The 24,234-nt window shown below is 70.2% G+C and carries 23 protein-coding genes and 2 tRNA genes; 16 read left to right on the plus strand and 9 right to left on the minus strand.

What is annotated here, in order from left to right:
* Nucleotides 1-109: 109 nt before the first annotated feature.
* Nucleotides 110-1,075, plus strand: coding sequence for a D-2-hydroxyacid dehydrogenase (locus ACZ55A_RS05630; RefSeq protein ID WP_468834263.1), 966 nt, complete (start codon nt 110-112; stop codon nt 1,073-1,075).
* An 86-nt stretch (nt 1,076-1,161) separates the two neighbouring features.
* Nucleotides 1,162-2,592: an amidase gene (locus ACZ55A_RS05635; RefSeq protein WP_468834269.1), complete on the plus strand. Its 1,431-nt coding sequence runs from the start codon at nt 1,162-1,164 to the stop codon at nt 2,590-2,592.
* Here ACZ55A_RS05635 and ACZ55A_RS05640 read toward each other — a convergent pair.
* The gene (locus ACZ55A_RS05640; protein WP_468834275.1) at nt 2,573-3,073 is read right to left on the minus strand and encodes a DUF3830 family protein; all 501 of its coding nucleotides are present in this window, start codon (nt 3,071-3,073) and stop codon (nt 2,573-2,575) included. The genes ACZ55A_RS05635 and ACZ55A_RS05640 overlap by 20 nt on opposite strands.
* A gap of 130 nt (nt 3,074-3,203) precedes the next feature.
* Between ACZ55A_RS05640 and ehuB the strand changes: the two genes are divergently transcribed.
* From ehuB to ACZ55A_RS05685, 9 genes are all read left to right on the plus strand, one after another.
* Nucleotides 3,204-4,142 carry an ectoine/hydroxyectoine ABC transporter substrate-binding protein EhuB gene (gene ehuB / locus ACZ55A_RS05645; RefSeq protein WP_468834279.1) on the plus strand — a complete coding sequence of 313 codons (939 nt, stop codon included), beginning with the start codon at nt 3,204-3,206 and terminating at the stop codon, nt 4,140-4,142.
* Complete coding sequence (gene ehuC, locus ACZ55A_RS05650) at nt 4,139-4,870, plus strand: ectoine/hydroxyectoine ABC transporter permease subunit EhuC (protein ID WP_468834284.1); 732 nt, start codon at nt 4,139-4,141, stop codon at nt 4,868-4,870. Before ehuB ends, ehuC begins: the two co-directional genes overlap by 4 nt.
* A 32-nt stretch (nt 4,871-4,902) precedes the next feature.
* The gene (ehuD, locus tag ACZ55A_RS05655) at nt 4,903-5,520 is read left to right on the plus strand and encodes an ectoine/hydroxyectoine ABC transporter permease subunit EhuD (RefSeq protein WP_468834708.1); all 618 of its coding nucleotides are present in this window, start codon (nt 4,903-4,905) and stop codon (nt 5,518-5,520) included.
* Nucleotides 5,510-6,337, plus strand: coding sequence for an ectoine/hydroxyectoine ABC transporter ATP-binding protein EhuA (gene ehuA / locus ACZ55A_RS05660; protein ID WP_468834289.1), 828 nt, complete (start codon nt 5,510-5,512; stop codon nt 6,335-6,337). Before ehuD ends, ehuA begins: the two co-directional genes overlap by 11 nt.
* A 314-nt stretch (nt 6,338-6,651) precedes the next feature.
* Nucleotides 6,652-7,185 carry a winged helix-turn-helix domain-containing protein gene (locus ACZ55A_RS05665; protein WP_468834294.1) on the plus strand — a complete coding sequence of 178 codons (534 nt, stop codon included), beginning with the start codon at nt 6,652-6,654 and terminating at the stop codon, nt 7,183-7,185.
* 156 nt (nt 7,186-7,341) lie between these two features.
* Complete coding sequence (locus tag ACZ55A_RS05670) at nt 7,342-7,758, plus strand: hypothetical protein (RefSeq protein WP_468834301.1); 417 nt, start codon at nt 7,342-7,344, stop codon at nt 7,756-7,758.
* A gap of 128 nt (nt 7,759-7,886) precedes the next feature.
* Nucleotides 7,887-8,351: a hypothetical protein gene (locus ACZ55A_RS05675; protein ID WP_468834307.1), complete on the plus strand. Its 465-nt coding sequence runs from the start codon at nt 7,887-7,889 to the stop codon at nt 8,349-8,351.
* Nucleotides 8,352-8,739: 388 nt separating this feature from the next.
* On the plus strand, nt 8,740-9,498 hold the full coding sequence (locus ACZ55A_RS05680; protein WP_468834313.1) for an IclR family transcriptional regulator: 759 nt from the start codon (nt 8,740-8,742) through the stop codon (nt 9,496-9,498).
* A gap of 74 nt (nt 9,499-9,572) precedes the next feature.
* Nucleotides 9,573-9,646, plus strand: a tRNA-Lys gene (locus tag ACZ55A_RS05685).
* Nucleotides 9,647-9,791: 145 nt separating this feature from the next.
* On the opposite strand, the gene ACZ55A_RS05690 is transcribed toward ACZ55A_RS05685, so the two are convergent.
* Together ACZ55A_RS05690 and ACZ55A_RS05695 are read right to left on the minus strand one after the other, a co-directional pair.
* A complete protein-coding gene (locus ACZ55A_RS05690) occupies nt 9,792-10,775 on the minus strand; it encodes a hypothetical protein (RefSeq protein WP_468834320.1) in 984 nt (327 codons plus the stop codon).
* Between the two features lie 274 nt (nt 10,776-11,049).
* Entirely contained in the window at nt 11,050-11,469 is a 420-nt protein-coding gene (locus ACZ55A_RS05695) for an SsgA family sporulation/cell division regulator (protein ID WP_468834326.1), read from the minus strand.
* Nucleotides 11,470-11,926: 457 nt separating this feature from the next.
* Between ACZ55A_RS05695 and ACZ55A_RS05700 the strand changes: the two genes are divergently transcribed.
* Nucleotides 11,927-12,000: transfer RNA gene (locus ACZ55A_RS05700), tRNA-Lys, on the plus strand.
* An 88-nt stretch (nt 12,001-12,088) separates the two neighbouring features.
* Here the strand turns inward: ACZ55A_RS05700 and ACZ55A_RS05705 are convergent.
* Nucleotides 12,089-13,474 carry a hypothetical protein gene (locus ACZ55A_RS05705; RefSeq protein WP_468834333.1) on the minus strand — a complete coding sequence of 462 codons (1,386 nt, stop codon included), beginning with the start codon at nt 13,472-13,474 and terminating at the stop codon, nt 12,089-12,091.
* 582 nt (nt 13,475-14,056) lie between these two features.
* On the opposite strand from ACZ55A_RS05705, the gene ACZ55A_RS05710 reads away from it, so the two are divergent.
* Together ACZ55A_RS05710 and glxA are read left to right on the plus strand one after the other, a co-directional pair.
* Nucleotides 14,057-16,012, plus strand: a complete 1,956-nt coding sequence (locus ACZ55A_RS05710) for a glycosyltransferase family 2 protein (RefSeq protein WP_468834341.1) — start codon at nt 14,057-14,059, stop codon at nt 16,010-16,012.
* Nucleotides 16,009-17,964, plus strand: coding sequence for a radical copper oxidase GlxA (glxA, locus tag ACZ55A_RS05715; protein ID WP_468834347.1), 1,956 nt, complete (start codon nt 16,009-16,011; stop codon nt 17,962-17,964). Before ACZ55A_RS05710 ends, glxA begins: the two co-directional genes overlap by 4 nt.
* On the opposite strand, the gene ACZ55A_RS05720 is transcribed toward glxA, so the two are convergent.
* Together ACZ55A_RS05720 and ACZ55A_RS05725 are read right to left on the minus strand one after the other, a co-directional pair.
* Nucleotides 17,961-18,533: a DUF3291 domain-containing protein gene (locus tag ACZ55A_RS05720; RefSeq protein ID WP_468834351.1), complete on the minus strand. Its 573-nt coding sequence runs from the start codon at nt 18,531-18,533 to the stop codon at nt 17,961-17,963. The two genes, glxA and ACZ55A_RS05720, sit on opposite strands and share 4 nt — an antisense overlap.
* Before the next feature lie 404 nt (nt 18,534-18,937).
* Entirely contained in the window at nt 18,938-19,942 is a 1,005-nt protein-coding gene (locus ACZ55A_RS05725) for a glycoside hydrolase family 6 protein (RefSeq protein ID WP_468834358.1), read from the minus strand.
* Nucleotides 19,943-20,253: 311 nt separating this feature from the next.
* Here ACZ55A_RS05725 and ACZ55A_RS05730 point away from each other — a divergent pair, with 311 nt between their 5' ends.
* Nucleotides 20,254-21,411 (plus strand): FAD-dependent oxidoreductase, encoded by a 1,158-nt coding sequence (locus ACZ55A_RS05730; protein WP_468834364.1) that lies wholly within the window; start codon nt 20,254-20,256, stop codon nt 21,409-21,411.
* 97 nt (nt 21,412-21,508) lie between these two features.
* On the opposite strand, the gene ACZ55A_RS05735 is transcribed toward ACZ55A_RS05730, so the two are convergent.
* The 3 genes from ACZ55A_RS05735 to ACZ55A_RS05745 form a co-directional block, all read right to left on the minus strand.
* Nucleotides 21,509-22,213 (minus strand): sortase domain-containing protein, encoded by a 705-nt coding sequence (locus ACZ55A_RS05735; RefSeq protein WP_468834369.1) that lies wholly within the window; start codon nt 22,211-22,213, stop codon nt 21,509-21,511.
* A complete protein-coding gene (locus ACZ55A_RS05740; protein WP_468834376.1) occupies nt 22,203-22,592 on the minus strand; it encodes a hypothetical protein in 390 nt (129 codons plus the stop codon). Before ACZ55A_RS05740 ends, ACZ55A_RS05735 begins: the two co-directional genes overlap by 11 nt.
* A gap of 130 nt (nt 22,593-22,722) precedes the next feature.
* Nucleotides 22,723-23,502: an HAD-IIA family hydrolase gene (locus ACZ55A_RS05745; RefSeq protein ID WP_468834383.1), complete on the minus strand. Its 780-nt coding sequence runs from the start codon at nt 23,500-23,502 to the stop codon at nt 22,723-22,725.
* 259 nt (nt 23,503-23,761) lie between these two features.
* On the opposite strand from ACZ55A_RS05745, the gene ACZ55A_RS05750 reads away from it, so the two are divergent.
* Nucleotides 23,762-24,127 (plus strand): VOC family protein, encoded by a 366-nt coding sequence (locus ACZ55A_RS05750; RefSeq protein WP_468834389.1) that lies wholly within the window; start codon nt 23,762-23,764, stop codon nt 24,125-24,127.
* Nucleotides 24,128-24,234: the final 107 nt, after the last annotated feature.

Genomic DNA, 24,234 nt, shown 5'->3' on the forward strand with positions numbered 1-24,234 from the left:
GTTGACACCGTAGATACGACTTCTTAGCGTGGTCAATCCTCGCATCTCAGGCATCTGTCGGCGCCCCTTCCAGTGAAAGGGGCTCACGTTTCAGAACGGTTTCTGGCCCATGTCCGAAAGTACCGTCCTCGTCCTGGGTTCCGACCCTCCGCCGAAGCTTGACCGGCTGGCCGGCCGGGCCCGGGTGATCTTCACCGACGAGGCCTCGCTGGCCGACCGACTCCCCACCGCCGATGTGCTGTTGGCCTGGGACTTCACCTCCGATGCGATCCGCAGGGCCTGGCCGGAGAAGGGCCCCAAACCCGGGTGGGTGCACACCGCGAGCGCCGGCGTGGACCAGCTGCTGTGCCCGGCGCTGATCGCCGACGACACGGTGGTGACCAATGCCCGCGGCGTCTTCGAGCAGCCGATCGCCGAGTACGTCGCCGGGCTGGTGATCGCCATGGCCAAGGACTTCTACGGAAGTTGGGAGCTCCAGCGGCAGCGCCGCTGGCAGCACCGCGAGACGCTCCGGCTGGCCGGCACCCGTGCCGTCGTGGTGGGCTCCGGGCCGATCGGCCGGGCCATCGGGGCCACCCTCCTGACACTGGGTGTCAAGATCGATCTGGTCGGCCGCCGGGGACGTGCGGACGATCCGCAATTCGGCGTCGTCCATGCGAGTGACGCGCTGAACGGCCTGCTGCCCCACGCGGATTGGGTGATCTGCGCGGCGCCCCTGACGGAGGCCACCCGCGGTCTGTTCGACAAGGCGGCGTTCGCCCGGATGCCGCCGCGGGCGCGGTTCATCAACGTCGGGCGCGGCCCGCTGGTCGTCCAGGACGATCTGGTCGCGGCGCTGCGCGAGTGGCGGATCGCGGCGGCGGCGCTGGACGTCTTCGAGCACGAGCCGCTGCCGACGGGCAGCTCGCTGTGGGACGTGCCGCATCTGATCGTCTCGCCCCACATGAGCGGCGACACCCTGGGCTGGCGGGACGCGCTCGCCGAGCAGTTCCAGGACAACTTCGACCGGTGGGCGGCGGGCGAGCCGCTGCACAACGTCGTCGACAAACGGCTCGGGTACGTACCGGTGCAGTGACGGCGCGGCGTCCGGCCCCCGGCCCGGCCGCCCCGACCCCGCCCCGCCCGCCGCCTCACCCGGGGCGGCCAACGCTCGGAGGACGTATGACCACCGACCCCACCCACCTCGCGGACCTGACCGCCACGGAGCTGACGGCGGGGTACGCCGCCGGCGCGTTCTCCCCCGTCGACGCCACCCGGGCGGTCCTGGAGCGCGCCGAGACCGCCCAGGCAGCGACGAACTGCTTCGTCCGGATCGACGCGGACCAGGCGCTGGCGGCCGCCGGGGAGTCGGCCGGGCGCTGGCGGTCCGGGACGCCGGCCGGGCCGGTGGACGGGGTGCCGGTCACCGTCAAGGACATCCTCCTGACCCGGGGCAGCCCGACGCTGCGCGGTTCGCGGACGGTGCGGGCCGAGGGGCCGTGGGAGGAGGATGCGCCGTCGGTGGCCCGGCTGCGCGAGTCCGGTGCGGTGTTCATCGGCAAGACGACCACCCCGGAGTTCGGCTGGAAGGGCGTCACCGACAGTCCCCGGCACGGGGTGACGGGCAATCCGTACGACCCCGGGCGCACCGCGGGCGGCTCCAGCGGTGGCAGCGCGGCGGCGGTGGCGCTGGGCGCCGGGCCGCTGAGCCTGGGCACCGACGGCGGCGGCTCGGTGCGTATCCCGGCGTCCTTCTGCGGGATCTTCGGGCTCAAGGCGACCTACGGGCGGGTGCCGCACTATCCGGCCAGCCCCTTCGGGACGCTGGCGCATGTCGGGCCGATGACCCGTGACGCGGCGGACGCGGCCCTGATGATGGACGTGATCACCGGCGCGGACTGGCGGGACTGGTCGGAGCTGGGGCCGGCGCCCGGTTCGTTCCGTCAGGCGCTGGCCGGCGGGGTGGCCGGGCTGCGGGTGGCCTACAGCCCGTCGCCGGTACGGGAGGTGACGGTGTCCCCGGAGGTCGCCGCGGCCGTACGGGGCGCCGTGGCGACGCTCGAAGGACTCGGCGCGCATGTCGAGGAGACCGACCCCGGCATCGTGGACCCGGTGGAGGCCTTCCACACGCTGTGGTTCAGCGGTGCGGCCCGGGTCGTACAGCATCTGGACGAGGCGCAGCGCGCGCTGCTGGACCCGGGGCTGCGGGAGATCTGCGAGCAGGGCGCCCGCTACAGCGCGCTGGACTACCTGGCGGCGGTCGACACCCGAATGGCCCTGGGGCAGGCGATGGGCCGCTTCCACCGCGACTACGACCTGTTGGTGACCCCCACCGAACCGCTCACCGCCTTCGAGGCCGGCGCAGAAGTGCCCTCCGGATCAGGGCACACCCGCTGGACGGGCTGGACACCGTTCACCTACCCCTTCAACCTCACCCAGCAGCCGGCCGCGACCGTGCCGTGCGGGGTGGACGCCGGCGGGCTGCCGATCGGTGTCCAGCTGGTCGGCGCGCGCCACGCGGACGCGCTGGTACTGCGCGCCGCGCACGCCCTCTACGAGGCGGGGGCCGCCCGGATCCCGGCCCCCGGGCTCCTCAGGCCCGCCGGAAGTTGAGGGTCTCCCCCAGCGCACCGGCCCGCCACAGGTCCTGACAGGCATCGGCCATCCGGTCGAGGCCGTCGACGACGCTGCCCCACACGATGCCGGGCACCCAGCCCGCGTCACCGTTGATCAGCAGGTTGTTCCGCTCGTAGAAGAGCGCGAGGTCGACGACGGTGCCGCGGCCCTGGTGCTTGGCCTCCTGCTCATAGCCGTAGGAAGCGGTACCCAATTGGACGTCGCTGAAGGTGAAGTAGCACAGATCGCCGGGGATCGGGGTGATCGTCGGATTCTCCAGCGGCGGCTCCTCGGGCGCGAACGGCGCCAGCAGGGCGTAGATCTCATTACGGGCGTATTTTGCGTGGTAAACGTCGCCGCCGAGCGGGAGGGCGTCCCATACCGCCTTGCAGGTGATCGGCGCGCGGTCGTCGAGCAGTTTGGCCGTGCAGCTCACACCGCGCTTGTCCAGCGAGACTTCGATGAAGCGATCGGTCATGCTCTGATCGTAGGGGGGCAATACCGGCGTACGGAACAGCATGGAACAGTACGGAACAACTCCCGAACGCTTGCATCAAGGGCCGGAAACGATCGGCATAAGTGTGAGGCGTTCGGGTAGTCGCGCGCCCATGGCTCCACCACCATGGAACACCTCAGAGATCACAGGCCAATTGACAGGCGGTATCCGCCGTCGGTCGCTGCTCGCGGGGGTAGCGGCGCTCGGCGCAGCGGGTGCCCTGGGAGCGGTCACCGGCTGTTCCCAGGTCGACATCACCGGGGCGACGGACGGCGGGCACCTTCTGGAGGATCTGCGCCGCAAGGGCACCGTGCGCATGGGAATCGCCAGCGAACCGCCCTACGCCTCCATCAACAGCAAGGGCGAGCTGACCGGCGAGGCGCCGGCGGTCGCCAAGACGATCTTCCAGCGGCTGGGGATCAAGAACTTCGAGCCGGTGCCGGTCGAGTTCGGCGCGCTCGTGCCCGGTCTGCACTCCTTCCAGTACGACGTGATCGTCGCGGGCATGTTCATCAACAAGGCGCGCTGCGCGGCGGTGCTCTTCTCCGACCCGGATTACGAGTCGAAGGACGCCTTTCTCGTCCCCAAGGGAAACCCGCACAAGATCAAGGACTATCCGGATATCGCCCGTCAGCATCTCCGCATGGGCACCGGTATCGGCTATGCGGAGATCGACTACGCGGTCGGCAACGGCGTCAAGAAGAGCGAGATCCAGACCTACGGCGACCAGATCGCTGGAATGGAGGCATTGGAGGCCGGCCGGATCGATGCCTTCGCCGGTACCGCGCTGACCATGATCGAGGCATTGAAGGCCGGTCAGCACCCCAAGGTGGAGATGACCGCGCCGTTCACCCCGAAGGTCGACGGCAAGCCCCAGCGGGACGGTGGCGGCTACGGCTTCCGGATCGGCGAGAACCGGCTCCGCGACGCCTTCAACCACGAGCTGCAGAAGATGAAGAAGAGCGGCGAACTCCTGCGTATCGCCAAGCCCTACGGCTTCACCGAGGAGTTCATGACCGACCTCACGGCGAAGGAGCTCTGCAAAAAGTGACCTCTGCGCTGTGGAAACTCTTCTTCGAAGGACTGTGGATCACCGTCCAGCTGATGGTCTACAGCGCCGTGCTGGCCGCCACCGTCGCCTTCGGCATCGGGCTGGCCCGTACCTCGCGCTTCTGGATCATCCGCTTCCTGTCCGGTGTGTACGTGGAGTTCTTCCGCGGCACCTCGGCGCTGGTGCTGATGTTCTGGCTGTTCTTCGCGCTGCCGCTGCTGGGCTGGCAGCTCGTCGGCATCTGGGCGGGCACCCTGGCCCTGGGCCTGTCGTACGGCGCGTACGGCTCGGAGATCGTGCGCGGCGCCATCCAGGCGGTGCCGCCCGCCCAGCGGGAGGCGGCCATCGCGCTGAGCTTCTCGCCCTGGCAGCGGCTGCGGAAGGTGCTCCTGCCGCAGGCCGTCCCCGAGATGATGCCGCCGTTCAACAACCTGCTGATCGAGCTGCTCAAGGGCACCGCGCTCGCCTCGCTGCTGTCCATCGGCGAGCTCACCTTCCAGGCCAAGCTGGCCCGGCTGTCGACGGGTCAGAGCGCCCAGGTCTACGGAATCATCCTCGTGCTGTACTTCGTGGTCGCCTTCCTGGTGACCCGGGTCATGCGGCTGCTGGAGCGCCGCGCCAAGGCCTCGGTGGGCCGGGCGGTGCCCAAGGGTGAGGGCTGGTTCTCCCGCAAACTGCCCGTCGAGAAGCAGGGCCCCGAGGCGCTGGCCACCGGAGGAAAGCCGTGAACAACTGGTCGTGGAGTTACATCGGTGAGATCATGCCCGACCTCCTCGAGGGGCTGTGGATCACCGTCCAGGCGACGATCTACGGTTCGCTGGTCTCCTTCGTGCTCGGGCTGGTGTGGGCGCTGCTGCTGCGCTCGCCGAGCCGCTGGGTGACCTGGCCGGTCAGCGTCTTCGTCGAATTCGTCCGCAACACCCCGCTGCTGGTACAGCTGTTCTTCCTGTTCTTCGTCCTGCCGGGCTGGGGACTGACCTTCGCACCGCTGACCACGGGTGTGATCGGCCTGGGGCTGCACTACTCGACGTACACCTCGGAGGTCTACCGCGCCGGCATCGACGGCGTCCCGGAGGGCCAGTGGGAGGCCGCGACCGCGCTGAGCCTGCCGCGCCGGCGCACCTGGATCGCGGTGATCCTGCCGCAGGCGTTCCGCCGGGTGGTGCCCGCGCTCGGCAACTACGTCATCGCGATGTTCAAGGACACGCCGATGCTGGCCGGTATCACCGTCGCCGACATGCTCTTCCAGGCGAACAGCATCAGCGCCACCACCTTCGACTACCTGGAGCCGATCACCGTCGTCGGCATCCTCTTCGTGGTCATCTCCTACCCCACGTCCCTTCTCCTGCGAGCCCTGGAGCGTCGTCTTGTCCGCTGACAGCACCCCCTCGAAAGACCCCTCCAAGGAAACCGCCAACCCCGCTGTGGACGGCGCGGAGCTGATCCGTTTCGACCATGTCACCAAGCGCTTCGGGACCAACACCGTCCTGGACTCGCTGGACTTCACGGTCTCCTCGGGCAAGCACGTCACCCTGATCGGCCCGTCCGGCTCCGGCAAGACCACGATCCTGCGGCTGCTGATGACGCTGCTGAAGCCGGACGAGGGCACCATCAAGGTCGGCGGCGAATATCTGACGCACGAGGAGAAGGGCGGCAAGCTCGTCCCCGCCGGGGAGAAGCACATCCGCGAGGTGCGCAAGAACATCGGCATGGTCTTCCAGCAGTTCAACCTGTTCCCCAACATGAAGGTGCTGCGGAACATCACCGAGGCCCCGGTGCACGTCCTGGGGCTGGACAAGGACGCCGCCGAGGAGCGGGCCCGCGAGCTGCTGGACCTGGTGGGCCTGACCGAGCACCTCGACAAGTACCCCACCCAGCTCTCCGGCGGCCAGCAGCAGCGGGTCGCCATCGCCCGGGCGCTGGCGATGCGCCCGCAGGTGCTGCTGCTGGACGAGGTGACCTCGGCGCTCGACCCGGAGCTGGTGGCCGGGGTGCTCGACGTCCTGCGGGACATCGCGCACACCACGGACATCACCATGCTCTGCGTCACCCACGAGATGAATTTCGCCCGGGACATCTCCGACGATGTCCTGATGTTCGACGCCGGCCGGGTCATCGAGTCCGGTTCCCCGGAGAAGATCTTCACGGAGCCGGAGCACGAGCGCACCCGGGAATTCCTCAGCGCGGTGCTGTGAACCGCGTGCGGTAACCGCATGGTTCAAGGTGGTGCGCCCCTTTACGTCAGGGGCGCACCACCTTTCTCATGTACGTACACCGGAGTCATGCCCGGCGAATCCCGGAATATCGCCCCGACGCCCGGCTCAACTGTTCCTCAAGTCGGCGGCATATGGCTGAAAAGACGTCTACCGTCTACCGTTCCAGGACGGCCTGCGCGACGCCCATGACACCACCTCATGACCAGGGTGGAACAACGGAGTTGGGCCGTTCCAGGCGTCTGTCCGCAGGCTATGCAACGGGGTCCCTTTTTCATGGGAAGGACAGTGGAGACGTGAACGTCTCGTTTTTCACCACACCTGTCAGCGCATACCAGGTTCCGCCGCTTTCGCACCAGGACGCCTATGCCGTCGTCGTCGCGCACAGCGTCGACGACCTGGCGCACGTCGGCGAACTTCTGCACAGCAATCTGCCGGTTCTGCTCGTCCGCGATCTCGACCAGGCCAGGCGGCTGGTGGACGGCGAGCCGTCCGGCGCACCGGCCGCGCGGCAGGCCCCGCTCCAGGTGAGCCGGCTGGAGATCCGGCCGGACGAGCAACGGGCCCTGTGGCGCGGCGTTCCGCTGGAGCTGACCGCACAGGAGATCGCGCTGCTGGCCTGCCTGACCCGGCACGGCGGCGGGGTGGTCTCGTTCCAGGAACTCGTCCAGGACGTGTGGGGGGCGTCCTGTGGAGTGGACACCACGGTGATTCACAGTGCCGTACGGCGGCTGCGCCGGAAGCTGGAGCGCGCCGGTGTGGACGTCGGAATCGCTTCGGTGCGCGGTTACGGTCTGCGGCTCGCCGCTGAGGATTCAAACCGTCAGTGAACCGACATCAGCGTGACATTGGCCGCCCCGCCGGGCTCCTCAAGACTATGAGGCGAATCACCGGCGGGGACGCCTTTCACGGAATTCCGGATGCGGGGGAGATACTCGCGGCCGGATGCGTCCTCGCCCCATGCCGAAATCCGGAGGGGATGCAGCATGCGCACACTCAAGGCCTCTCGGGCACTCCTGGTGAGTGCCACGGCGGTGAGCATTCTCGGTACGACGGGAATGGCGGCCACCACCGCGGTGGCCGCGGACCACGGCCCGGCCGTACAGAAGAGGACCTGCAAGGTCTCCGCCTACACCGACCGTGTCGACCGCAGGACCGACAAGTTCGGCAACGGCGCCATCAAGTGCAACTACACGCCGGCCTACACCAAGCTCACGGTCACCCTCTACAAGGGCACGAAGAAGATGGCGACGGCCCAGTGCAGTAACCACGGCCGGGCTTGTTTCAAGGCCACCAAGGAAGTCAAGGACGACGCCCGTATCCAGAAGTGGCGCACCAAGGTCACCGGCTCCTGGGGCCCCGGAAAGGCGAAGACCGTGTGGAGCACGCCGATGTACGGCTGAGCCGTTCCCGGTTGCCCGGCACACGAACGACTCAGAACTTCGAACTGCGAACTCTGAACTTCGAATCCAGAACTCCGAACTCCGAACGTCGAACTCTGTTCCCTGGTCTCTGAAAAGGCAGGTGTGTGATGCGCAGAATGATCGCGGGCGTCGCGGGGGCCGCGCTCGCCGCGACCGCCCTGGTGGGTGCCGTTCCGGGTGCCGCCTCGGCCACGGCGGGCGACGTACACCTCCAGAAGACGGTGCACTCCCAGAAGGCGAAGCCGACGACGAAGTCGACCCGGTTCGACGCCTTCTGCAACACCGTCTCCAACGGCCGCAAGATGGCCGGTATGGCGTGCTTCCGCGCCAAGGGTGACCGCGTCTGGATCAAGGACACCCTCAGGGACGGCCTGCGGGTCGAGGTGCGCGGCCAGACCAACTCCAACGGCCATCCCGGGTTCCGCTGTTACGGCAACTACAAGGGCGGCTGGCAGGTCTGCAACTTCGACCGTCAGATGGCCGAGAAGCGCATCTTCCTCTGGTACGTCAGCACATGGAAGGGCAACAAGATCAAGTGGACCAGCGACGAAAAGATGCTGCGGACGTCCTGACGAGGCCTGCTGTGGGCAACCGCTGAGGACGCCCACCCAGGACGCTCCGAGGGCGCCGTGAGGCAACGACGGAACCGGCCACGGAATTGGCCGGTTCCGTATCCTCCCGGAGCCTTCTCCGGGTGACCTGCCGCGGTGTCCGGGTCTCTCCGGAAAGCGGAATGCGCCGGCGCGCAGCACCGTGACCTTGGCATATGCCACCGTCTCAAGCCCCAGTACAGAAAACTGCGGCGCGATTCTTTTCGGTCAAGACCCCCTCCATCGAGGGCCGTTGGCCGCTATCGTGAGAGCAGCCCCGTTGCCGGGAAGCGGTCGCACCTACCCCGACCGTACCTGCCCCGCAACGACGGTCACGACGCAAGCGGTACCAACCTGCTAGGGGGACACCGTGGCGCTGAAGCCCGAGCCGACCGCGCCGTTCCATTCGGTGCAGTACGCCCTGCGCGTGCTCGAAACGATCTCCAGGCACGCCGATGGTGTGACCGATGCGCAGATCGCCCGCGAAACGGGCCTGTCCCCGGGCCAGCTTGCCCAGATGCTGACGATGCTCCGGCGCGAGGGCTATGCCAAGCAGGTCTCCGACGGGGCGTACGTCGTCGGCGAATCGCTCCTGCTGCTCGGTTCGGGCAGCGACCGCGACCGGGCGCTGCGCGACAAGCTGCAACTCACCCTCGACCAGCTCCGCGACTCGGTCGGTGCGGCGGTCTACATCAGCCGGTACATCGACGGCGAGGTCAAGATCCTGCACTACGCCGACGGACCGCTGGCGCCCAAGGTCAACGAGTGGGCCGAATTCCGCCGTACGGCGCACGCCAGCGCGGTCGGCAAGTGCCTGCTCGCGCAGCTCGACCACGACGGCCGCAAGGACCACCTCTCCCGCCACAAGACCGCCCGGCTCACCTCCCGGACGATCACCAACGAGAAGGTCCTGTTCCACAAGCTCGACAGCCAGCCGCCCACGGTCCCGGTGCTGGATCTTCAGGAGTACGCCGTCGGCACGGTCTGCGCGGCGGTGCCGATCACCGCCGGTTCGACCGTCGGCTGCCTTGCGCTGTCCATGCCGCTGGAGCACGCCCACCGTCTGCGCGAGGCGGCCGACACCCTCAATCGCAAGGCCGCTCCCGTTCTGCTGTCGCTGGCGATCTGAGCGGGCAGGCGGCCCGGTGGGCAGGGTGGTCAGAAGCACCCCTCTCGACCAGGTAGTATTTCTTTCGTCAGCGCGCGCCGCTAGCTCAGTTGGTTAGAGCAGCTGACTCTTAATCAGCGGGTCCGGGGTTCGAGTCCCTGGCGGCGCACGTAAGAAGTGGGCGTTTCCGGTTCTCCGGGGACGCCCACTTCGTCATTCCTGCGCGCGTCCGCGACACCGGCTCCGGGCAGCGGAAGGCGGCAGCGGCCGGTAGCTGCCCTTCCGGCGCGGTCCGGGGCCGCGTGGCGCCGCCCTCAGGCGGCTGCCGGAAGCGGGGCGGCCGTGGGGCGGGCGGCGGCCTGGACGAGCGCCGTGTACGTACGGCGGAGCGCGATCAGGGACTCCTGGGCCTCGCGGTAGACGGCGGCGTCGGGGCCGCCACGGTGGGCGAGGGTGCGTACGGGCGCGCAGTGGCGGTCCATCGCGCTGAGCCAGGCGCGGTGCTGCGCCGGGAGGTGGCGGCGCAGCAACTGGCGCCGGCCCTCGCCCATGCGGCGGCCGCCGATGCCCAGTACCGCATCGGCCGCCTGGAGCACCGGCGGCTCCAGGGCCCCCTGTTCGACGAGCGCACCGAGCACCGCGCGCTGCTGCGGGGTCGCCGGCGCGGCCGCCAGCTCCACCGCCTCGGCGTGCAGCTGGGCGCGCAGCGCGTGCTGGACGCGGACCAGGCGGCGGAGCGCCGTCGGGGTGGAGGTGTCGTCGGGCGACCGGCCCGCGAGGGTTTCGGCGAGCCGGAAGAGCCAGATCCCGTGCGCCTCGAGCCGGGTCGCGGCCAGCATCAGCCGGTCCAGCCGGCTGAGCGGCTGGCCCTCCGGAGCCCAGCGGACGATCGGTACCAGCTGTTCGGTCCGGGCCAGTTGATCGATGGGGATATGGCGGCGCGGCTTGCGCTCGGGGGCCCAGTTGTGGAGTGCGAGGGTGGGCAGGGCGACGAACTGGTCATGATCGATGCGGTGCGCGATGGCCGCCCACAGCTCCAGGAACGCCTCGTCGGCGACCTCGCGTGCGGCCGGCGCCTGCGGGTCGAGCCCGCACCATCCGCAGGACACCGCGATCACCGCGATCCGCATCGCGGCGGCCTCCGCATTGCGCAGGGAGAGCCGGGAGACCCGCTGCCGCAGGGCGGCCAACTCGCCCGCGCGACGGGCGCGTTCCACCAGGGCGACGGCGGCCGCACGGTCCGGCGCGACGGCGGCCGCGCGCGCCATGGCGTCCAGCCGGGTCCAGGTTCCGATCATGGAACGGACCGGCGGCCGCTCGGGCAGAAACCCGTGCGCGCGGGGATCATGGGGCTGGGGTGAAGTGGGGCCGGCGGATATGGCCGGTTCCGCACCGCCCCGCGCGGCCGGTACACAGGCGGCGGCACCGGCCGCGGCCGCCCCGGCCGCGGCACCCCCGTACACAGCTGCCCTCACCGCGGTGCCCCCGCCCGCAGCCGGCGTCCCGGCCGCCGCAGCGGCCCCGTCGCCCACCCTCGTGGTCCTGGTCATCCTGTCCCCCATCCCCATCCCCTCAGCACCTTCCCGCGAGCAGCCGGGCCAGGTGGGTGTCCATGTCGAGGTAGCGGCCCTCGTGGCCGGGCGGCACGATCGCCGCGGTCTGTTCCAGCCAGGCGGTCAGCTCCGTCGCGCGTACGGACAGCTCACAGACGCTGTCGTCGGTGGACAGCTCGATGTGCACCCGGCCCGCCCCGCCCGGCCCGCGGAAGGGCCACACCCGTACGTCCCCCTCCCCCACCTCGTCGTGGAGCCCGCCGAGCAGCAGATCGCGGGCGAACAGCCAGGTGGCGACCGTGCGCCCGCGGCTGATGAAGGCGACCTCGACCTCGTACGGGCGGTCGCTGCGGTAGCTGAACCGGCCGGCCACCGGCACCGCTTCGTCCGGCCCGAGGAGGAGCTGCATCTCAAGGGTGCGCTTGGCTGTCGACACCATGACGATCAACCTTTCCGACGGAGGGGCGAGTCCCGGAGACCCGGTCCGGGGCGCGCGTCCTGGCAGACGTTGCTGTGGAGGGTGGGGTTGCGGGAGGTGCGGGAGGAGTGACGGACGCCATGGCCGGCGCCCCCCGGGTCTGTTCAGTTCTTTCGTCCTGGCGCTCCGCCTCAGCCTCTCAACCCGTAGGAGATATCGCATGTTGACGGGGCAACTGAGGGTTTACGGCCATGGACTCGCCGAACCAGATCTTCACAGAGCAATTCGGGCGGACCGCCAGTCGAAGGTCCTGAGATCGGGGGACTTCTGCCCCCTGGGGGACGGACGTCCGGCACGGTAGGCGCGCCGCGACCGCCGGCCGGCGAGTGGCCGGGATCACATGGCCCACGTGCGTGAGCTGCGCAGTCCGGGGTACGGAGCACGCCTCGATGTCGTGTAAAGTTCTTCAGGTCAGCGCGCGCCGCTAGCTCAGTTGGTTAGAGCAGCTGACTCTTAATCAGCGGGTCCGGGGTTCGAGTCCCTGGCGGCGCACGTAAGACTGAGGCCCCTCGCCATGCGAGGGGCCTCAGTCATTGGCCGGAAGACCGGGCCCGGGGGCCGGAAGGCATCCGGCCCCACGTCATGAGGCCGGAACCGCCGCCTTCGCCTCCGGTGCGGCCGACAGTGCGGCCGTCATCCAGCCGAGCGGCGGAGCGAGGACGCCCGCCACGGCCACCCAGACGCGCCAGCCGCCGTCCGCCGGGAGAAGCAGCGCCCCCACGGCGGCCACCGAGAGGGCCAGGCCGACCAGGGCGGCGGCCGGCACGGTGCGCGCCCAGTGGCTGCCGAGTTCCAGCAGGTGTGGCCGGCGGCCGGCGTCGACGGCGAACGGTTCGCGCGGCCGGCCGGCGGCGATCCGGGCGGCTTCGGGCCCGGGGATGCGGCCGGGCAGCTGCCAGCCGTCGTCCGCGACGAAGTCGGCGGGCACCTGGGCCGGGGATCCGGCCGGGTTCCAGAGCAGCCAGCCCTCGGCGCCGGTGAGCGGCGAGGCGGCATGCTGGTGCGAGGCCGCGAGGCGGAGGGGAACCTCGCCGGCCTCGGTGCGCAGGGTCAGGCACGCGTAGCGAGAGGCGCTCTTCCTGTCCCCTGGCCCGGCGCCATCGCCCGAGGGCCGCTCCACGTACTCCGTCACACCGGTGGCCGTCGCGCGCAGGGCGACCCAGTGCTTGCCGACCCGGCGGCCGCGGCGCGGCGGGCCGGTCCCGGCCGCCCCGGCGCAGACCGCCGCCAGGGCGACGCTCACCCACAGGACGGTGACGATCACGGCGCTGCCGTACGACAGGGTGCGGCCGGCGAGCTGCGCCTCGACGACGGAGCGGGAGGCGGCGCCGACCGCGCCCAGCTCGGGCCGCTCCGGCGCATACGCCACGGGGAAGGTGTCCCCCACTTCCCGGAGGCCGCGGTGGACCTCCGCGCGGAAGGTGGCCGGGACGCCCTTGCCGCCGTCGGGCGCCGGCAGCCGGACGGTGTAGTCCGCCTCGGACGAGGAGCGGCTGCTGCTGCCCGCGCGCTCGACGTGGTGTACGGCGACGACCGGCAGCTCCTTGATCACATAGCCGGCGGCGACGACCCGGCCGGCCGTGGGGCTGCGGTCCGGGTCGCCGGCGCCCAGGCCGATGAAGAGCACCAGGGCGGTGGGCGCGGCGAACGCGAGGGCGGTGACCCGGGCCCAGGGCCAGCGGGAGCCGTGCAGCTCGGCGGGGATCGCGGTGCCCGCCCCGGGCGCCGGGGCACGGGCGGCGTCCAGCGCCAGCGCGTACCCGCGCGCCGGCGTCACCCGCCCGGCCACCAGGACGCACCCGGCGAGCGCCAGGACGCATCCGGCGAGCGCGGCGAACGCGGCCCACAGCACGGCCGTACGGAGCGGTCCCGCGTCCAGCAGGAGCCAGCCGGCGGTGAGCACGAGGAGGGCGGGCGGCGCCAGCACGGTCACCACGCGGCCGGGCCATACCCCTCCGGCGCTCACCCGAACGCTCCGAACGTGCTCGTATCCGGCCTGTCCTTCACCTTGTCGGCACCCTTCTCGTGCTGTTCGTCGGCGTCCTCCCGGGCGTCCTTGGCGGGGGATCGTTGCCGAAGGCATCACTCCGCTTCGCCGGCCGGACTGTGCCACATCCGTAGGTGGAGCACCCTCAAGCCGTCGGACCAAAATTCATCAGAATGCGCAGAGTTACGGACGACGGTGGGCCCGAGTGAGGCAAAATGCGCCGTGCACCGCCCCGCATTGCACCGTCTTGTCCGTATCCGCCATGACTCCGTCTTGCGATCATGAGGCCGCTCCGGGACCCTGACCTGGGAACTCGGCCTGAAAGAGACTAGGTTGAGGTGAAATATGGACAAGGGATGGCGCTGGTTGGCGTGATGTGAACACACAGAGTCTGCCACTTGGCAGGATCACGGAGTGTTCACAGACAACCGGAAGGCGGCATTCCCCGTCTGATGGTGCGGGCGGCCGACAAACCAGTGAGCCCGGGTCGGTCGAGGGGGACCGAGCTCCCGGGCGCTCAGCAACGGCACGCAGCTCATCCTGCGTGGGGGGGATGGACTCATGACGTCGCCGCGTGACGACGCCCGGTCGGAGAACTCGTTCGATCCGTCCGCCACGGCGCGCCTTCGCGTGCCCCGCCAGCACTGGCAGCGGCGCGTCCAGCGCAAACCGCTGCCGCGCTACGACTACGAGCACTACAGCCGGCTGGCCGGCCCGCTCACCCAACCGGATCCGGACAAGCCCTACAAGGTCCGCTACCGCTCGCTGCTCGCCGGCGAGCCGCACCGCATCCGGGCGGCGCTGCTGCTGGGCGCCGCGCCCCTGGTGTCGCTGGGCCTGCTCGCCTGGCTGCTCCAGCCGGCCCACTGGACCGAACGCGACTACCCCGCCTTCGAGTTCCTGCCGGTGCTGGACACCGTCATGCTGATCTCGATCGCGCTGATCGAGTTCTTCCGGTGCATGAACGTGCTGTCCAATGCGCACGCCACCCTCGTCGCCCGCGATCCGGTCCCGGTCATACCCGAGAGCGGCACCCGCGTCGCGTTCCTCACCTCCTTCGTCCCCGGCAAGGAACCCCTCGCCATGGTGACGAAGACCCTGGAGGCCGCGGTCAAGGTGCGCCACCGCGGACTGCTGCATGTGTGGCTGCTGGACGAGGGCGACGACCCCGCGGTCAAGGAGGTCTGCCGGCGGCTGGGCGTGCACCACTTCAGCCGCAAGGGCGTGCCGGAGTGGAATCAGGCCAAGGGCCCCCATCGCGCCAAAACCAAGCACGGCAACTACAACGCCTGGCTGGCTGCACACGGTGACGACTACGACTACTTCGCCTCCGTCGACACCGACCATGTCCCGCTGCCCAACTACCTGGAGCGGATGCTGGGCTTCTTCCGCGACCCGGACGTCGGCTTCGTCATCGGCCCGCAGGTCTACGGCAATTACGACACCTTCGTCACCAAGGCCGCCGAGTCGCAGCAGTTCCTCTTCCACGCGCTGATCCAGCGGGCCGGCAACCGCTACGGCGCCCCGATGTTCGTCGGCACCTCCAACGCCGTCCGCATCAGCGCCATCAAGCAGATCGGCGGGCTCTACGACTCGATCACCGAGGACATGGCGACCGGGTTCGAGATGCACCGGCACCGCAATCCGGTGACCGGGCAGAAGTGGCGCTCGGTCTATACGCCGGACGTACTGGCCGTCGGCGAGGGGCCCACGGCCTGGACGGACTTCTTCACCCAGCAGCTGCGCTGGTCGCGCGGGACGTACGAGACGATCCTCAAGCAGTTCTGGAAGGCGCCGTTCTCCCTGCCGGCGGGCCGGCTCTTCAACTACACCATGATGGTGATCTTCTACCCGATGTCGGCGCTGAACTGGATCCTGGCGGCGCTCAGCTGTGCGCTGTTCCTGGGCCTCGGCGCCTCGGGAGTCGAGATCGATCCGTCGGTGTGGATGATGCTCTACGGCAATGCCTCGGCGCTCCAGATCGGGCTGTACGTCTGGAACCGGCGGCACAATGTCTCGCCGCACGAGCCGGAGGGGTCGGGCGGCGTCGCCGGCATGGTGATGTCCGCGCTGTCCGCCCCGATCTACGCGCGGTCGCTCTTCGACGCCGTACTGCGCCGCAAGAGCAAGTTCGTGGTGACGCCGAAGGGCGACTCCTCCAGCCCGGACACGCTCTTCGGCACCTTCCGGGTGCATCTGTTCTTCCTTGCCGTCTTCGGTGGTTCGCTGGCCGCCTCGTTCGTCCTGGGGCACAGCCATCCGGCGATGGTCACCTGGGCCTCGCTGGCGATGCTGATCACCGCGGCGCCGATCGTCGCCTGGCGGGTGGGCGTACGCCGGGAGAAGCGGCAGGCCACGGCCGGTGGCGGCGGTGGTGCGTCCGCTGCCACGGCCGACGGCAGCGACGGGGCGGCCGGTGCCGCGGCCGGTGACCCGGGCTCCGCGGGCAGCGCCGCCGGACGGCCCGCCACGACCGAAGAGACCATGCAGATCGCCCTTGGGGGACGTCACACATGAAGTACCGTCCGAGCCGTCGCGCCCGCCGAGTGGCCATAGCGACGGGGGTGGTGGTCGTGCTGGCCGCGATGAACGGGCCGGCGCTCTACAGCTTCGCCTCTGCGCAGTACCACCAGTACGAGATCAACAAGCCCGAGTACAAGGCGGCCAACGGACACTGGGATGTCGTCGACGTCCCCGAGAAGTACCGCATCAACACCATCCACGCGGCGCTGCTGCACACCGGGAAGGTGCTGCTGGTCGCCGGCTCCGGCAACAACGCCGCGAACTTCCGGGCCAAGTCGTTCCGTACGGTGCTGTGGGACCCGGAGAAGAACACCTTCAAGAACATCCCCACGCCCAAGGACCTCTTCTGCTCCGGGCACACCCAGCTCCCGGACGGCAAGCTCCTGGTGGCCGGCGGCACCCAGCGCTACGAGAAGCTCCAGGGCGATGTGAAGAAGGCCGGCGGCCTCATGATCATCTACAACGAGAACCCGGACGGCCCCCGGACCTTCCCGGCCGGCACGCTCTTCACCGGCAAGAAGAACGGCAAGACCTTCGCCTCCAAGGACCCGGTCGTGGTGCCCCGCGCGAAGAAGACCAAGGACCCGGTGACCGGCAAGGTGACCGTGACCCACAGCGAGGCGCGGGTCTATGTCGAGGCGCTCAAGAACGGCCCCTCGCACTCCACCGGCTCCCAGGACAACTACCGCATCCAGGGCCTGAACGGCGCGGATGCCCGTAACCTCTACGGCATCGCGCAGAAGCTGTCCTTCGACAAGAAGGACTTCCAGGGGATCAAGGACGCCTTCGAGTTCGACCCGGTCGCCGAGCGCTATCTGCGCGTCGACCCGATGAACGAGGCCCGCTGGTACCCGACGCTGACCACGCTCCAGGACGGCAAGGTCCTCTCGGTCTCCGGGCTCGACGAGATCGGGCAGGTCGTGCCCGGCAAGCAGGAGATCTACGACCCGAAGACGAAGAAGTGGAGCTACCTGCCCAAGCAGCGCTTCTTCCCCACCTACCCCGCGCTCTTCCTCACCGACCGGGGCCGGGTCTTCTACACCGGTTCCAACGCCGGCTACGGCCCGGACAACATCGGCCGCACCCCCGGCATCTGGGACCTGAAGTCGAACAAGTTCCAGGTCGTGCCCGGGATGAGCGATCCCGGCATCCTGGAGACGTCGATGTCGGTGCTGCTGCCGCCCGCGCAGAAGCAGCGGTACATGGTGCTGGGCGGCGGCGGGGTCGGCGAGGACCCCCGGTCCACGGACAAGACCCGGCTGGTGGATCTGCACGATCCGGCACCGCGCTTCAAGGACGGCCCGCGGCTGTACGCCAAGGCCCGCTACCCGAGCAGCGTGATCATGCCGGACGACACCGTGCTGACCACCAACGGCTCCGGTGACTACCGCGGCCGCAGCGACTCCAACGTCCTCAAGGCGGAGCTGTACGACCCGACAACCAACCGCGCCCGGCCGGTGGCCGATCCGCTGGTGGGCCGCAACTACCACTCCGGCGCGCTGCTGCTGCCCGACGGCCGGGTGATGACCTTCGGCTCCGACTCGCTCTACGCCGACAAGGACAACACCAAGCCGGGCGTCTTCCAGCAGCAGATCGACCTCTACACCCCGCCCTACCTCTTCCGGAACGGACGCCCCGAGCTGACGGACCGGGGCACCAGGACCGTCCGGCTCGGCGGCACCGCCACCTACGGGGCCCCGCACGCCGACCGGATCAAGAAGATGCGGCTGATCCGGCCCGGGTCCTTCACCCATGTCACCAACATCGAACAGCGGTCGATCGCGCTGGACTTCACGGTGTCGAAGGGCAAGGACGGCGTGACCGTCACCCTGCCCAAGGACCCGTCGCTGGTGCCTCCGGGGTGGTACATGCTCAACGCCGTGGACGGCCAGGGGACGCCGTCGAAGGCGGTCTGGCTGAAGGTCCCCGGCGCGGGCGGCGCCTAGCCGACCGTCTTGGGGGTGCGGGCGGCCGGCCGACGCCCGATGCCTTTGACCCTGGTCGGAGTTCCGTCCGGGGCGAATGACTGGTGGAAGGTGAAGGCGTGCGGCGCGGAGCCGTGGTCGTGGAGGTGCTCCAGCCTGGAAACCCCGTCCCGCCAGGTGGGTATCACGCCGTCGGAGACCCACCAGCACACGTAATTCGGGTGCTCTGCCCTCTCGAACCAGTCGTAACGCCTGTTCAGCGCCTCACGGTGCAGACCGGTGTAGATGGCGTCGAAGGCGGGGGCCAGGTCGGTCCAGAGGGAGAGGGTCGCGTCCAGGGCGATGGTTTCCACAGTGCGGCCCTTGCCGTACCAGGTCGGTACGGCGAACTCTCCCCATGCACCCCAGTCCAAGTCGAAGTGTGTGCCCCGGCCGCGGTCTGCCGCTTCAGCCCGAGCGAGGTACCCGGGGTGCTGGCTGATCTTCCGGTAGATGGCCTCGCCGCTGGCGTGGAGTTCGCGCGTGAGAGGTGCGGGATCGGCGAGAGGTGACTTCAGGACGCCGAATGTGTACAGCGCAAGATGGGGCATGCGTCTCTCCCTGGTTGGGGGGCCTGGTGGACCCGGTTCGGTGGCTTGGGCACGGGGGCGAGGATTCGTGGGGCGTGACCAACTCATCCCGTCGCGGGTGGCTCAGCCTGAAGGAACTCCTTTGCGACCGTGGGCGATCGCCGAGGACCAGGTGAAGGTAGCTGCCTCTGCGGGCCATGTCGAAGTTGCGTTTTTCCTGTCCAAATGGCCTCTTGCACCGGTCATTGCGGGGGCCGGGGCGGTGCCGGGCGGGGCAGGCTGCGGGGTACCGGCTGCGCGACACCGTGCGCCGCTGGCTGGCCCAGGACGCGCTCAAGCCTGGCAGCACCGCTCCTGAACCTTCATCACCAGCCCCGACCCCGAAGGATTTACGGCGCCGACCACCAAGTCACCCGCCGCGGCGGCTACTTCGCCCGGCGGGCCAGCTCCAGGGCGTAGTCCGGCCACCACTCGCCCGCCTTGGGGCCGCCCTTGCAGGTGCCGTCGGACTCGCCCGGGCGCTTGATCCACAGGTAGGCGGCAATCTGGGGGTCACCGGTCCTGGTGGTGGGTGGGGTGCCCAGGGCGCGGCCGGGCGGGTTGCACCAGTTCTCCGGGTCGTCGCCGCCGGGGGCCGGGCCGTTGCCGTTGCGGCTGGTGTCGATGACGAAGGGCTTGCCGCCGACCATCGCGGAGAGCCGCTTGCCGTACTTCGTGTTCTCCTGTGTGGTCTGGTAGTTGGAGATGTTCAGCGCGAAGCCGTCGGCGCGGTCGATACCGGCGCGCTTGAGCGGTTCGACCATCGCGCCCGGGTCCTTGATCCAGTGCGGATTGCCCGCGTCCAGATAGACCTTGGTGTGCGGCAGCGCCTTGAGCTTGCCGACCGCCTCGGTCAGCAGCGCGTACCGCTCCTCGTGGAACTGCTGTGGGGTGCACTTGTCCGCGATGTGCGGCAGCGCGTCGGGCTCCAGGATGACGGTGGTGGGCCGGTCGCCGATGCCCTTGAGGACGCCGTCCAGCCAGCCGCGGTACGCATTGCCGTCGGCGGCACCGCCCTTGGAGTAACTGCCGCAGTCGCGGTGCGGGATGTTGTAGAGGACCAGCAGGGCCTCGCGGTCGGCCTTGGCCGCCGCTTCGGTGAAGCCGCGGGCCTCGCCCTGCGGATCGTCGACCCCGATCCATTCGGCGACCGGCTGCTTCGCGATCTTGTCGAGGAGCCGGGCGTCCGCGCCCTTGCCGTCCTTGCCGTACGCGGAGACCTGCCGGACCGCCTTGCTGTCCGGGTTGACCCAGTACGGGACGGTGGACTTGGGGCGCTGGCCCGGTCTGTCGGGAGTCCGGTCGTCGCCGCTGCCGCTGCCGGGCGAGGAGCAGCCGGCGAGCAGCACCACCAGCGCTCCCACCGCAGCCCATCGTGGCTTGCCGTACATCGACTCCCCCTCGGAGCGTGGAACCCGGCCGGCTCGGGATCACCGGCCGCATCCATCGTGGCATATGGCCGCCCGTCCGGGCCGGTTGTGGACGCGTTGCTCGCGGGACGCGGATCTTCTCCAGCACCGACGTGATCGCGCGGGGCAGGAGCACGATCGATCCGGACGCCGGGCTGAACGCCGTTCCGGGTGGGCGTCGGTCAGTTGTCGGGGCTGTCGGTCCGATGTCGGCGGCTGGTCGGCGGGGCCTGGCACCTTTCCAGAAACGGCCGCCGGAGATCACTGGGCGGTCCCGACCCCGAGGAGCCACCATGCACACCCCCGTCACGATCGTCGGCGCCGGACTCGGCGGACTCACGCTGGCCCGCGTCCTGCACGTCCACGGAATCCCGGTCACGGTCCACGAGGCCGATACCTCCCCGACGGCACGCACGCAGGGCGGGATGCTCGACATCCACGACTACAACGGGCAGCTCGCCCTCAAGGCGGCCGGCCTGATGGACGCGTTCCACACCATCGTCATCGAGGGCCGCCAGACGATGCGGCTCGTCGAGCAGAACGGGACCGTCCTGCACGAGATGGCCGACGACGGCAAGGGCGGACGCCCCGAGGTGCAGCGCGGGGAGCTGCGACGGATCCTGCTCGACTCGCTCCCGGCCGACACCGTCCGGTGGGGGCACAAGGTCAGCGGCACCCGCGCCCTCGGCGAGGGGCGCCACGAGGTGACGTTCGCCGACGGCAGCACCGCCGTCACCAGCCTGCTGGTCGGCGCGGACGGCGCGTGGTCGCGGGTCCGGCCGCTGCTCTCCGACGCCACACCCGAGTACGTCGGCACGTCGTTCGTCGAGACCTACCTGTTCGACGCCGACAACCGGCACACCGGCTCCGCGAAGGTGGTTGGCAGCGGGTCGATGATCGCGCCCTCGCCGGGCAAGGAGATCTTCGCTCACCGGGAAAGCGGTGACACCCTGCACGCCTACGTGGCATTGGCCAGGCCGCAGGACTGGTTTGCCGCCATCGACTTCACCGATGCCTCCGCCGCGGCCGCGCGGATCGCGCGGGAGTTCGACGGCTGGGCGCCGGAGCTCACCGCGCTGATCACGGACGCCGATGTCACGCCTGTGCTGCGCCCTCACCACGCTTTGCCGGCCGGGCACCGGTGGGACCGGGTGCCGGGGGTGACCCTGCTCGGTGACGCCGCCCACCTCGCAGCCCCGAACGGCGAAGGCGCCAACCTGGCCATGCTCGACGGCGCCGAACTCGGCAAGACCCTCGCCGCGTGTCCCGACGACCTCGAGGCCGCGCTCACCGCGTACGAACAGGCCATGTTCGCCCGCGGCGCCGAGCCCGTCACTTTTGAAGGCACCGAGGTCCACGGGATCAACTCCGAGAACAACACAGCCCAGGCCATGCTCAAGATGCTCAAGATGCTCAAGATGCTCAACGAGCAGGGACCACAGGCGACTTGAGCCCGAAGTGGACTTCGACGACCACGATCGCCCTCGGCCGGCCGTCATCCCCGGGCCTGCATCGCCGAGCAGCCCGGCTTGATCGCCCGGACAAGTCCTAGTCCGTATGCCCCGTCAAATAGGCCGAGACCACGACCACATCGCCGCCGCCCCGGCCCTCGCGCCCACCGCGCGCTCCCGGCTCCTGGGGGCCGCCGCTGCCGATGAGCCGGAGTTCGGCGCGGCCTGGCTCGCGGACCGCGTGGGCCCGTCGGGCGTCGAAGTGGCCGGCGCCGTAGATCTGGACGTCCTCGACGGCGAACCGCACCGTACTGCCGTCCGCCCGCTGAATCTCCACCCGCTGCCCCCGCTTGGCGCGGGCCAGCGTGCGGAAGACGGAGTGCGGGGCGCCGCCCCGGCCCACGAGCACCGCGGCGCCCGCCTCACCGGGCCGCGGACCGCCCTCGTACCAGGCGACGAGGTCCGCGGTGGCGCCCTCCTGGGGCGGGGTCAGGGTGCCGTCCCGGCCGAGGCCGCGTCCGACGATGCCGGCCGCCCGTACGCCGAGTGCGCCGATGCTGATCCGGCGGGGCTGCGCCGCGGCGGAGGCGGGCAGCGGGGCGTGCGCCTGCGGGGGTGCCTGGCGGCCCAACGGGCGGCCGACGGCGGCGACATCACCGGTCGTGGCGAGCTGCGCGGCCACCCCGTCCGACAGTTCGCGTCCCCACAGCCACAGCCCCAGCAGGAGTACCGTCCAGGCCACCCCGGTCAGCAGCGCTCCAGGGCGGCGGAACCCCTCCGGCCCGTCCTCCTCAGCGCTCATCGGCGTCGCCCTGCCGATCGCGGCGCAGCCGCAGCCGGAGCCGCAGCAACTGCCCCGCGATGACCAGGACGGCGCCGCCGGCCAGCACCAGCCCGACGGCCGAGGTGCTGCTCAGTTCGCGGCGCGGGGCGGCGTCGGTCACCGCATCGGGCCGGACGGACGGGGCGGGCGGTAGGACGCCGGCGAGGGCCGCCGGCCGTGCGGTGGCCCGGACCGGGGCACCGCCGGCGGCCCGGAGAGAGCCCGGGTGGCCGGGGCCGGCCGCGGCGGCCCGCGCCGCGGTGGTCCCGGCGCCGGACGCCTCGCCGCCGTACGCGGGTGCCGCCGTCACCGCGCAGGCCGCGAGCGCGGCACAGAGCGTAAGAAGCGGTGAACGCATGGTGTACCTCCGATAACTCCGAAGGTCCGCCCATGCCCGGCCGGCCGCATCCCGGTGCGCTTCGCACCTGCGCCATTCGGGTGGGTCCCGGGCCCGGACCCGCCGGTCCGCCCGGTACCCGCCCCCGCGCTCAGACCAGGTCGATCAGATCCGCGATCGAGTCCACGACCCGCGACGGCCGGAACGGGTGCCGCTCGATCTCCTCGGGCCGGGTCAGCCCCGTGAGGACGAGGAAGGTCTCCATGCCCGCCTCCAGGCCGGCCAGCACATCGGTGTCCATCCGGTCGCCGATCATCGCCGAGGTCTCGGAGTGCGCGCCGATGACGTTCAGCCCGTGCCGCATCATCAGCGGGTTGGGCTTGCCGACGAAGTACGGCTCGACCCCGGTCGCCTTGGTGATCAGCGCGGCCACCGACCCGGTCGCGGGCAGCGGCCCCTGCGCCGACGGGCCGGTCTCGTCGGGATTCGTCGCGATGAACCGGGCCCCGTCGTTGATCAGCCGGATCGCCCTCGTCAGCGCCTCGAACGAGTACGTCCGGGTCTCGCCGAGGACGACATAGTCCGGGGCGTGGTCGGTCAGCACATAGCCGATGTCGTGCAGTGCGGTGGTCAGCCCGGCCTCACCGATGACGTGCGCGGTGCCGCCGGGCCGCTGCTCGTCCAGGAACTGGGCGGTGGCCAGCGCGGACGTCCAGATGGACTCCCAGGGCACGTCCAGACCGATGCGGTTCAGGCGGGCGTGCAGGTCACGCGGGGTGTAGATGGAGTTGTTGGTCAGCACCAGGAACGGCTTGCCCGATTCGCGCAGCCTCTTGATGAAGGCCTCCGCCCCGGGCACCGGGATGCCCTCGTGCATCAGGACGCCGTCCATGTCGGTGAGCCATGACTCGATCGGCTTGCGCTCTGCCACTGCCGGACTCCTGCCGTACGTACTGACCAGGGGCGACGGCCGCACCCACGGGGCCAGGTGCTCGCCCCGCACTCGTACGTACGGCCGACGCACCCACCCTAAGTCAGTCCTCGTACCGCTGACCCTGGCGAACATCCCGGTCTTGTTGCGCCCGGGCACGGCCTGCCCCGCTGGGAACACGGCCACGCGATCGGGCGTACCTTCAGGCCACGCCGGACACCCGGACGACAGGCCACCCCTGGCGTGGAACGCTGGGCGCATGCTTGATCACATTGCGGTCCAGGTCAGCGACGTGACGGCGAGTGCGGCCTTCTACGACCGGGCCCTGGCCCCCCTCGGCGGCAAACGGACCAAGGAGTTCGGCGAGTTCATCAGCTTCGGCACCACGGGCCACTCACTCTGGCTCGTCCCCGCCACGGACCCGGGTCCGGGCCGTGAGCTGCATCTGGCCTTCGCCGCGGCGGACCGTGCGGCGGTCGATGCGTTCCATGCCGCGGCGGTCGCGGCCGGCGCGGAGTCGCTGCATGCGCCCCGGGTGTGGCCCCAGTACCACGAGGCGTACTACGGGGCGTTCGTACGCGACCCCGACGGCAACAACATCGAAGCGGTCTGCCATACGTCGTGAGGCGCCGCCGGCCCTAGGGGGTGTCCGCAAAGTCCCGTCGTCCGCCCGTAGGGCGGGGCCCGCGGCGTCTGGTGCGGTGCATCGCAAGGCGGAGGGTCGTCCTCGTA

Source organism: Streptomyces sp. NPDC034111 (assembly GCF_055575375.1).

Bases quoted from the DNA above. Each gene is read 5' to 3' on its own strand.
- ACZ55A_RS05630 (WP_468834263.1), top strand. From the start codon at position 110: ATGTCCGAAAGTACCGTCCTCGTCCTGGGTTCCGACCCTCCGCCGAAG.
- ACZ55A_RS05635 (WP_468834269.1), top strand. From the start codon at position 1,162: ATGACCACCGACCCCACCCACCTCGCGGACCTGACCGCCACGGAGCTG.
- ACZ55A_RS05640 (WP_468834275.1), bottom strand. From the start codon at position 3,073: ATGACCGATCGCTTCATCGAAGTCTCGCTGGACAAGCGCGGTGTGAGC.
- ehuB (WP_468834279.1), top strand. From the start codon at position 3,204: ATGGCTCCACCACCATGGAACACCTCAGAGATCACAGGCCAATTGACA.
- ehuD (WP_468834708.1), top strand. From the start codon at position 4,903: ATGCCCGACCTCCTCGAGGGGCTGTGGATCACCGTCCAGGCGACGATC.
- ACZ55A_RS05670 (WP_468834301.1), top strand. From the start codon at position 7,342: ATGCGCACACTCAAGGCCTCTCGGGCACTCCTGGTGAGTGCCACGGCG.
- ACZ55A_RS05675 (WP_468834307.1), top strand. From the start codon at position 7,887: ATGCGCAGAATGATCGCGGGCGTCGCGGGGGCCGCGCTCGCCGCGACC.
- ACZ55A_RS05690 (WP_468834320.1), bottom strand. From the start codon at position 10,775: ATGATCGGAACCTGGACCCGGCTGGACGCCATGGCGCGCGCGGCCGCC.
- ACZ55A_RS05695 (WP_468834326.1), bottom strand. From the start codon at position 11,469: ATGGTGTCGACAGCCAAGCGCACCCTTGAGATGCAGCTCCTCCTCGGG.
- ACZ55A_RS05710 (WP_468834341.1), top strand. From the start codon at position 14,057: ATGACGTCGCCGCGTGACGACGCCCGGTCGGAGAACTCGTTCGATCCG.
- glxA (WP_468834347.1), top strand. From the start codon at position 16,009: ATGAAGTACCGTCCGAGCCGTCGCGCCCGCCGAGTGGCCATAGCGACG.
- ACZ55A_RS05720 (WP_468834351.1), bottom strand. From the start codon at position 18,533: ATGCCCCATCTTGCGCTGTACACATTCGGCGTCCTGAAGTCACCTCTC.
- ACZ55A_RS05725 (WP_468834358.1), bottom strand. From the start codon at position 19,942: ATGTACGGCAAGCCACGATGGGCTGCGGTGGGAGCGCTGGTGGTGCTG.
- ACZ55A_RS05730 (WP_468834364.1), top strand. From the start codon at position 20,254: ATGCACACCCCCGTCACGATCGTCGGCGCCGGACTCGGCGGACTCACG.
- ACZ55A_RS05735 (WP_468834369.1), bottom strand. From the start codon at position 22,213: ATGAGCGCTGAGGAGGACGGGCCGGAGGGGTTCCGCCGCCCTGGAGCG.
- ACZ55A_RS05740 (WP_468834376.1), bottom strand. From the start codon at position 22,592: ATGCGTTCACCGCTTCTTACGCTCTGTGCCGCGCTCGCGGCCTGCGCG.
- ACZ55A_RS05750 (WP_468834389.1), top strand. From the start codon at position 23,762: ATGCTTGATCACATTGCGGTCCAGGTCAGCGACGTGACGGCGAGTGCG.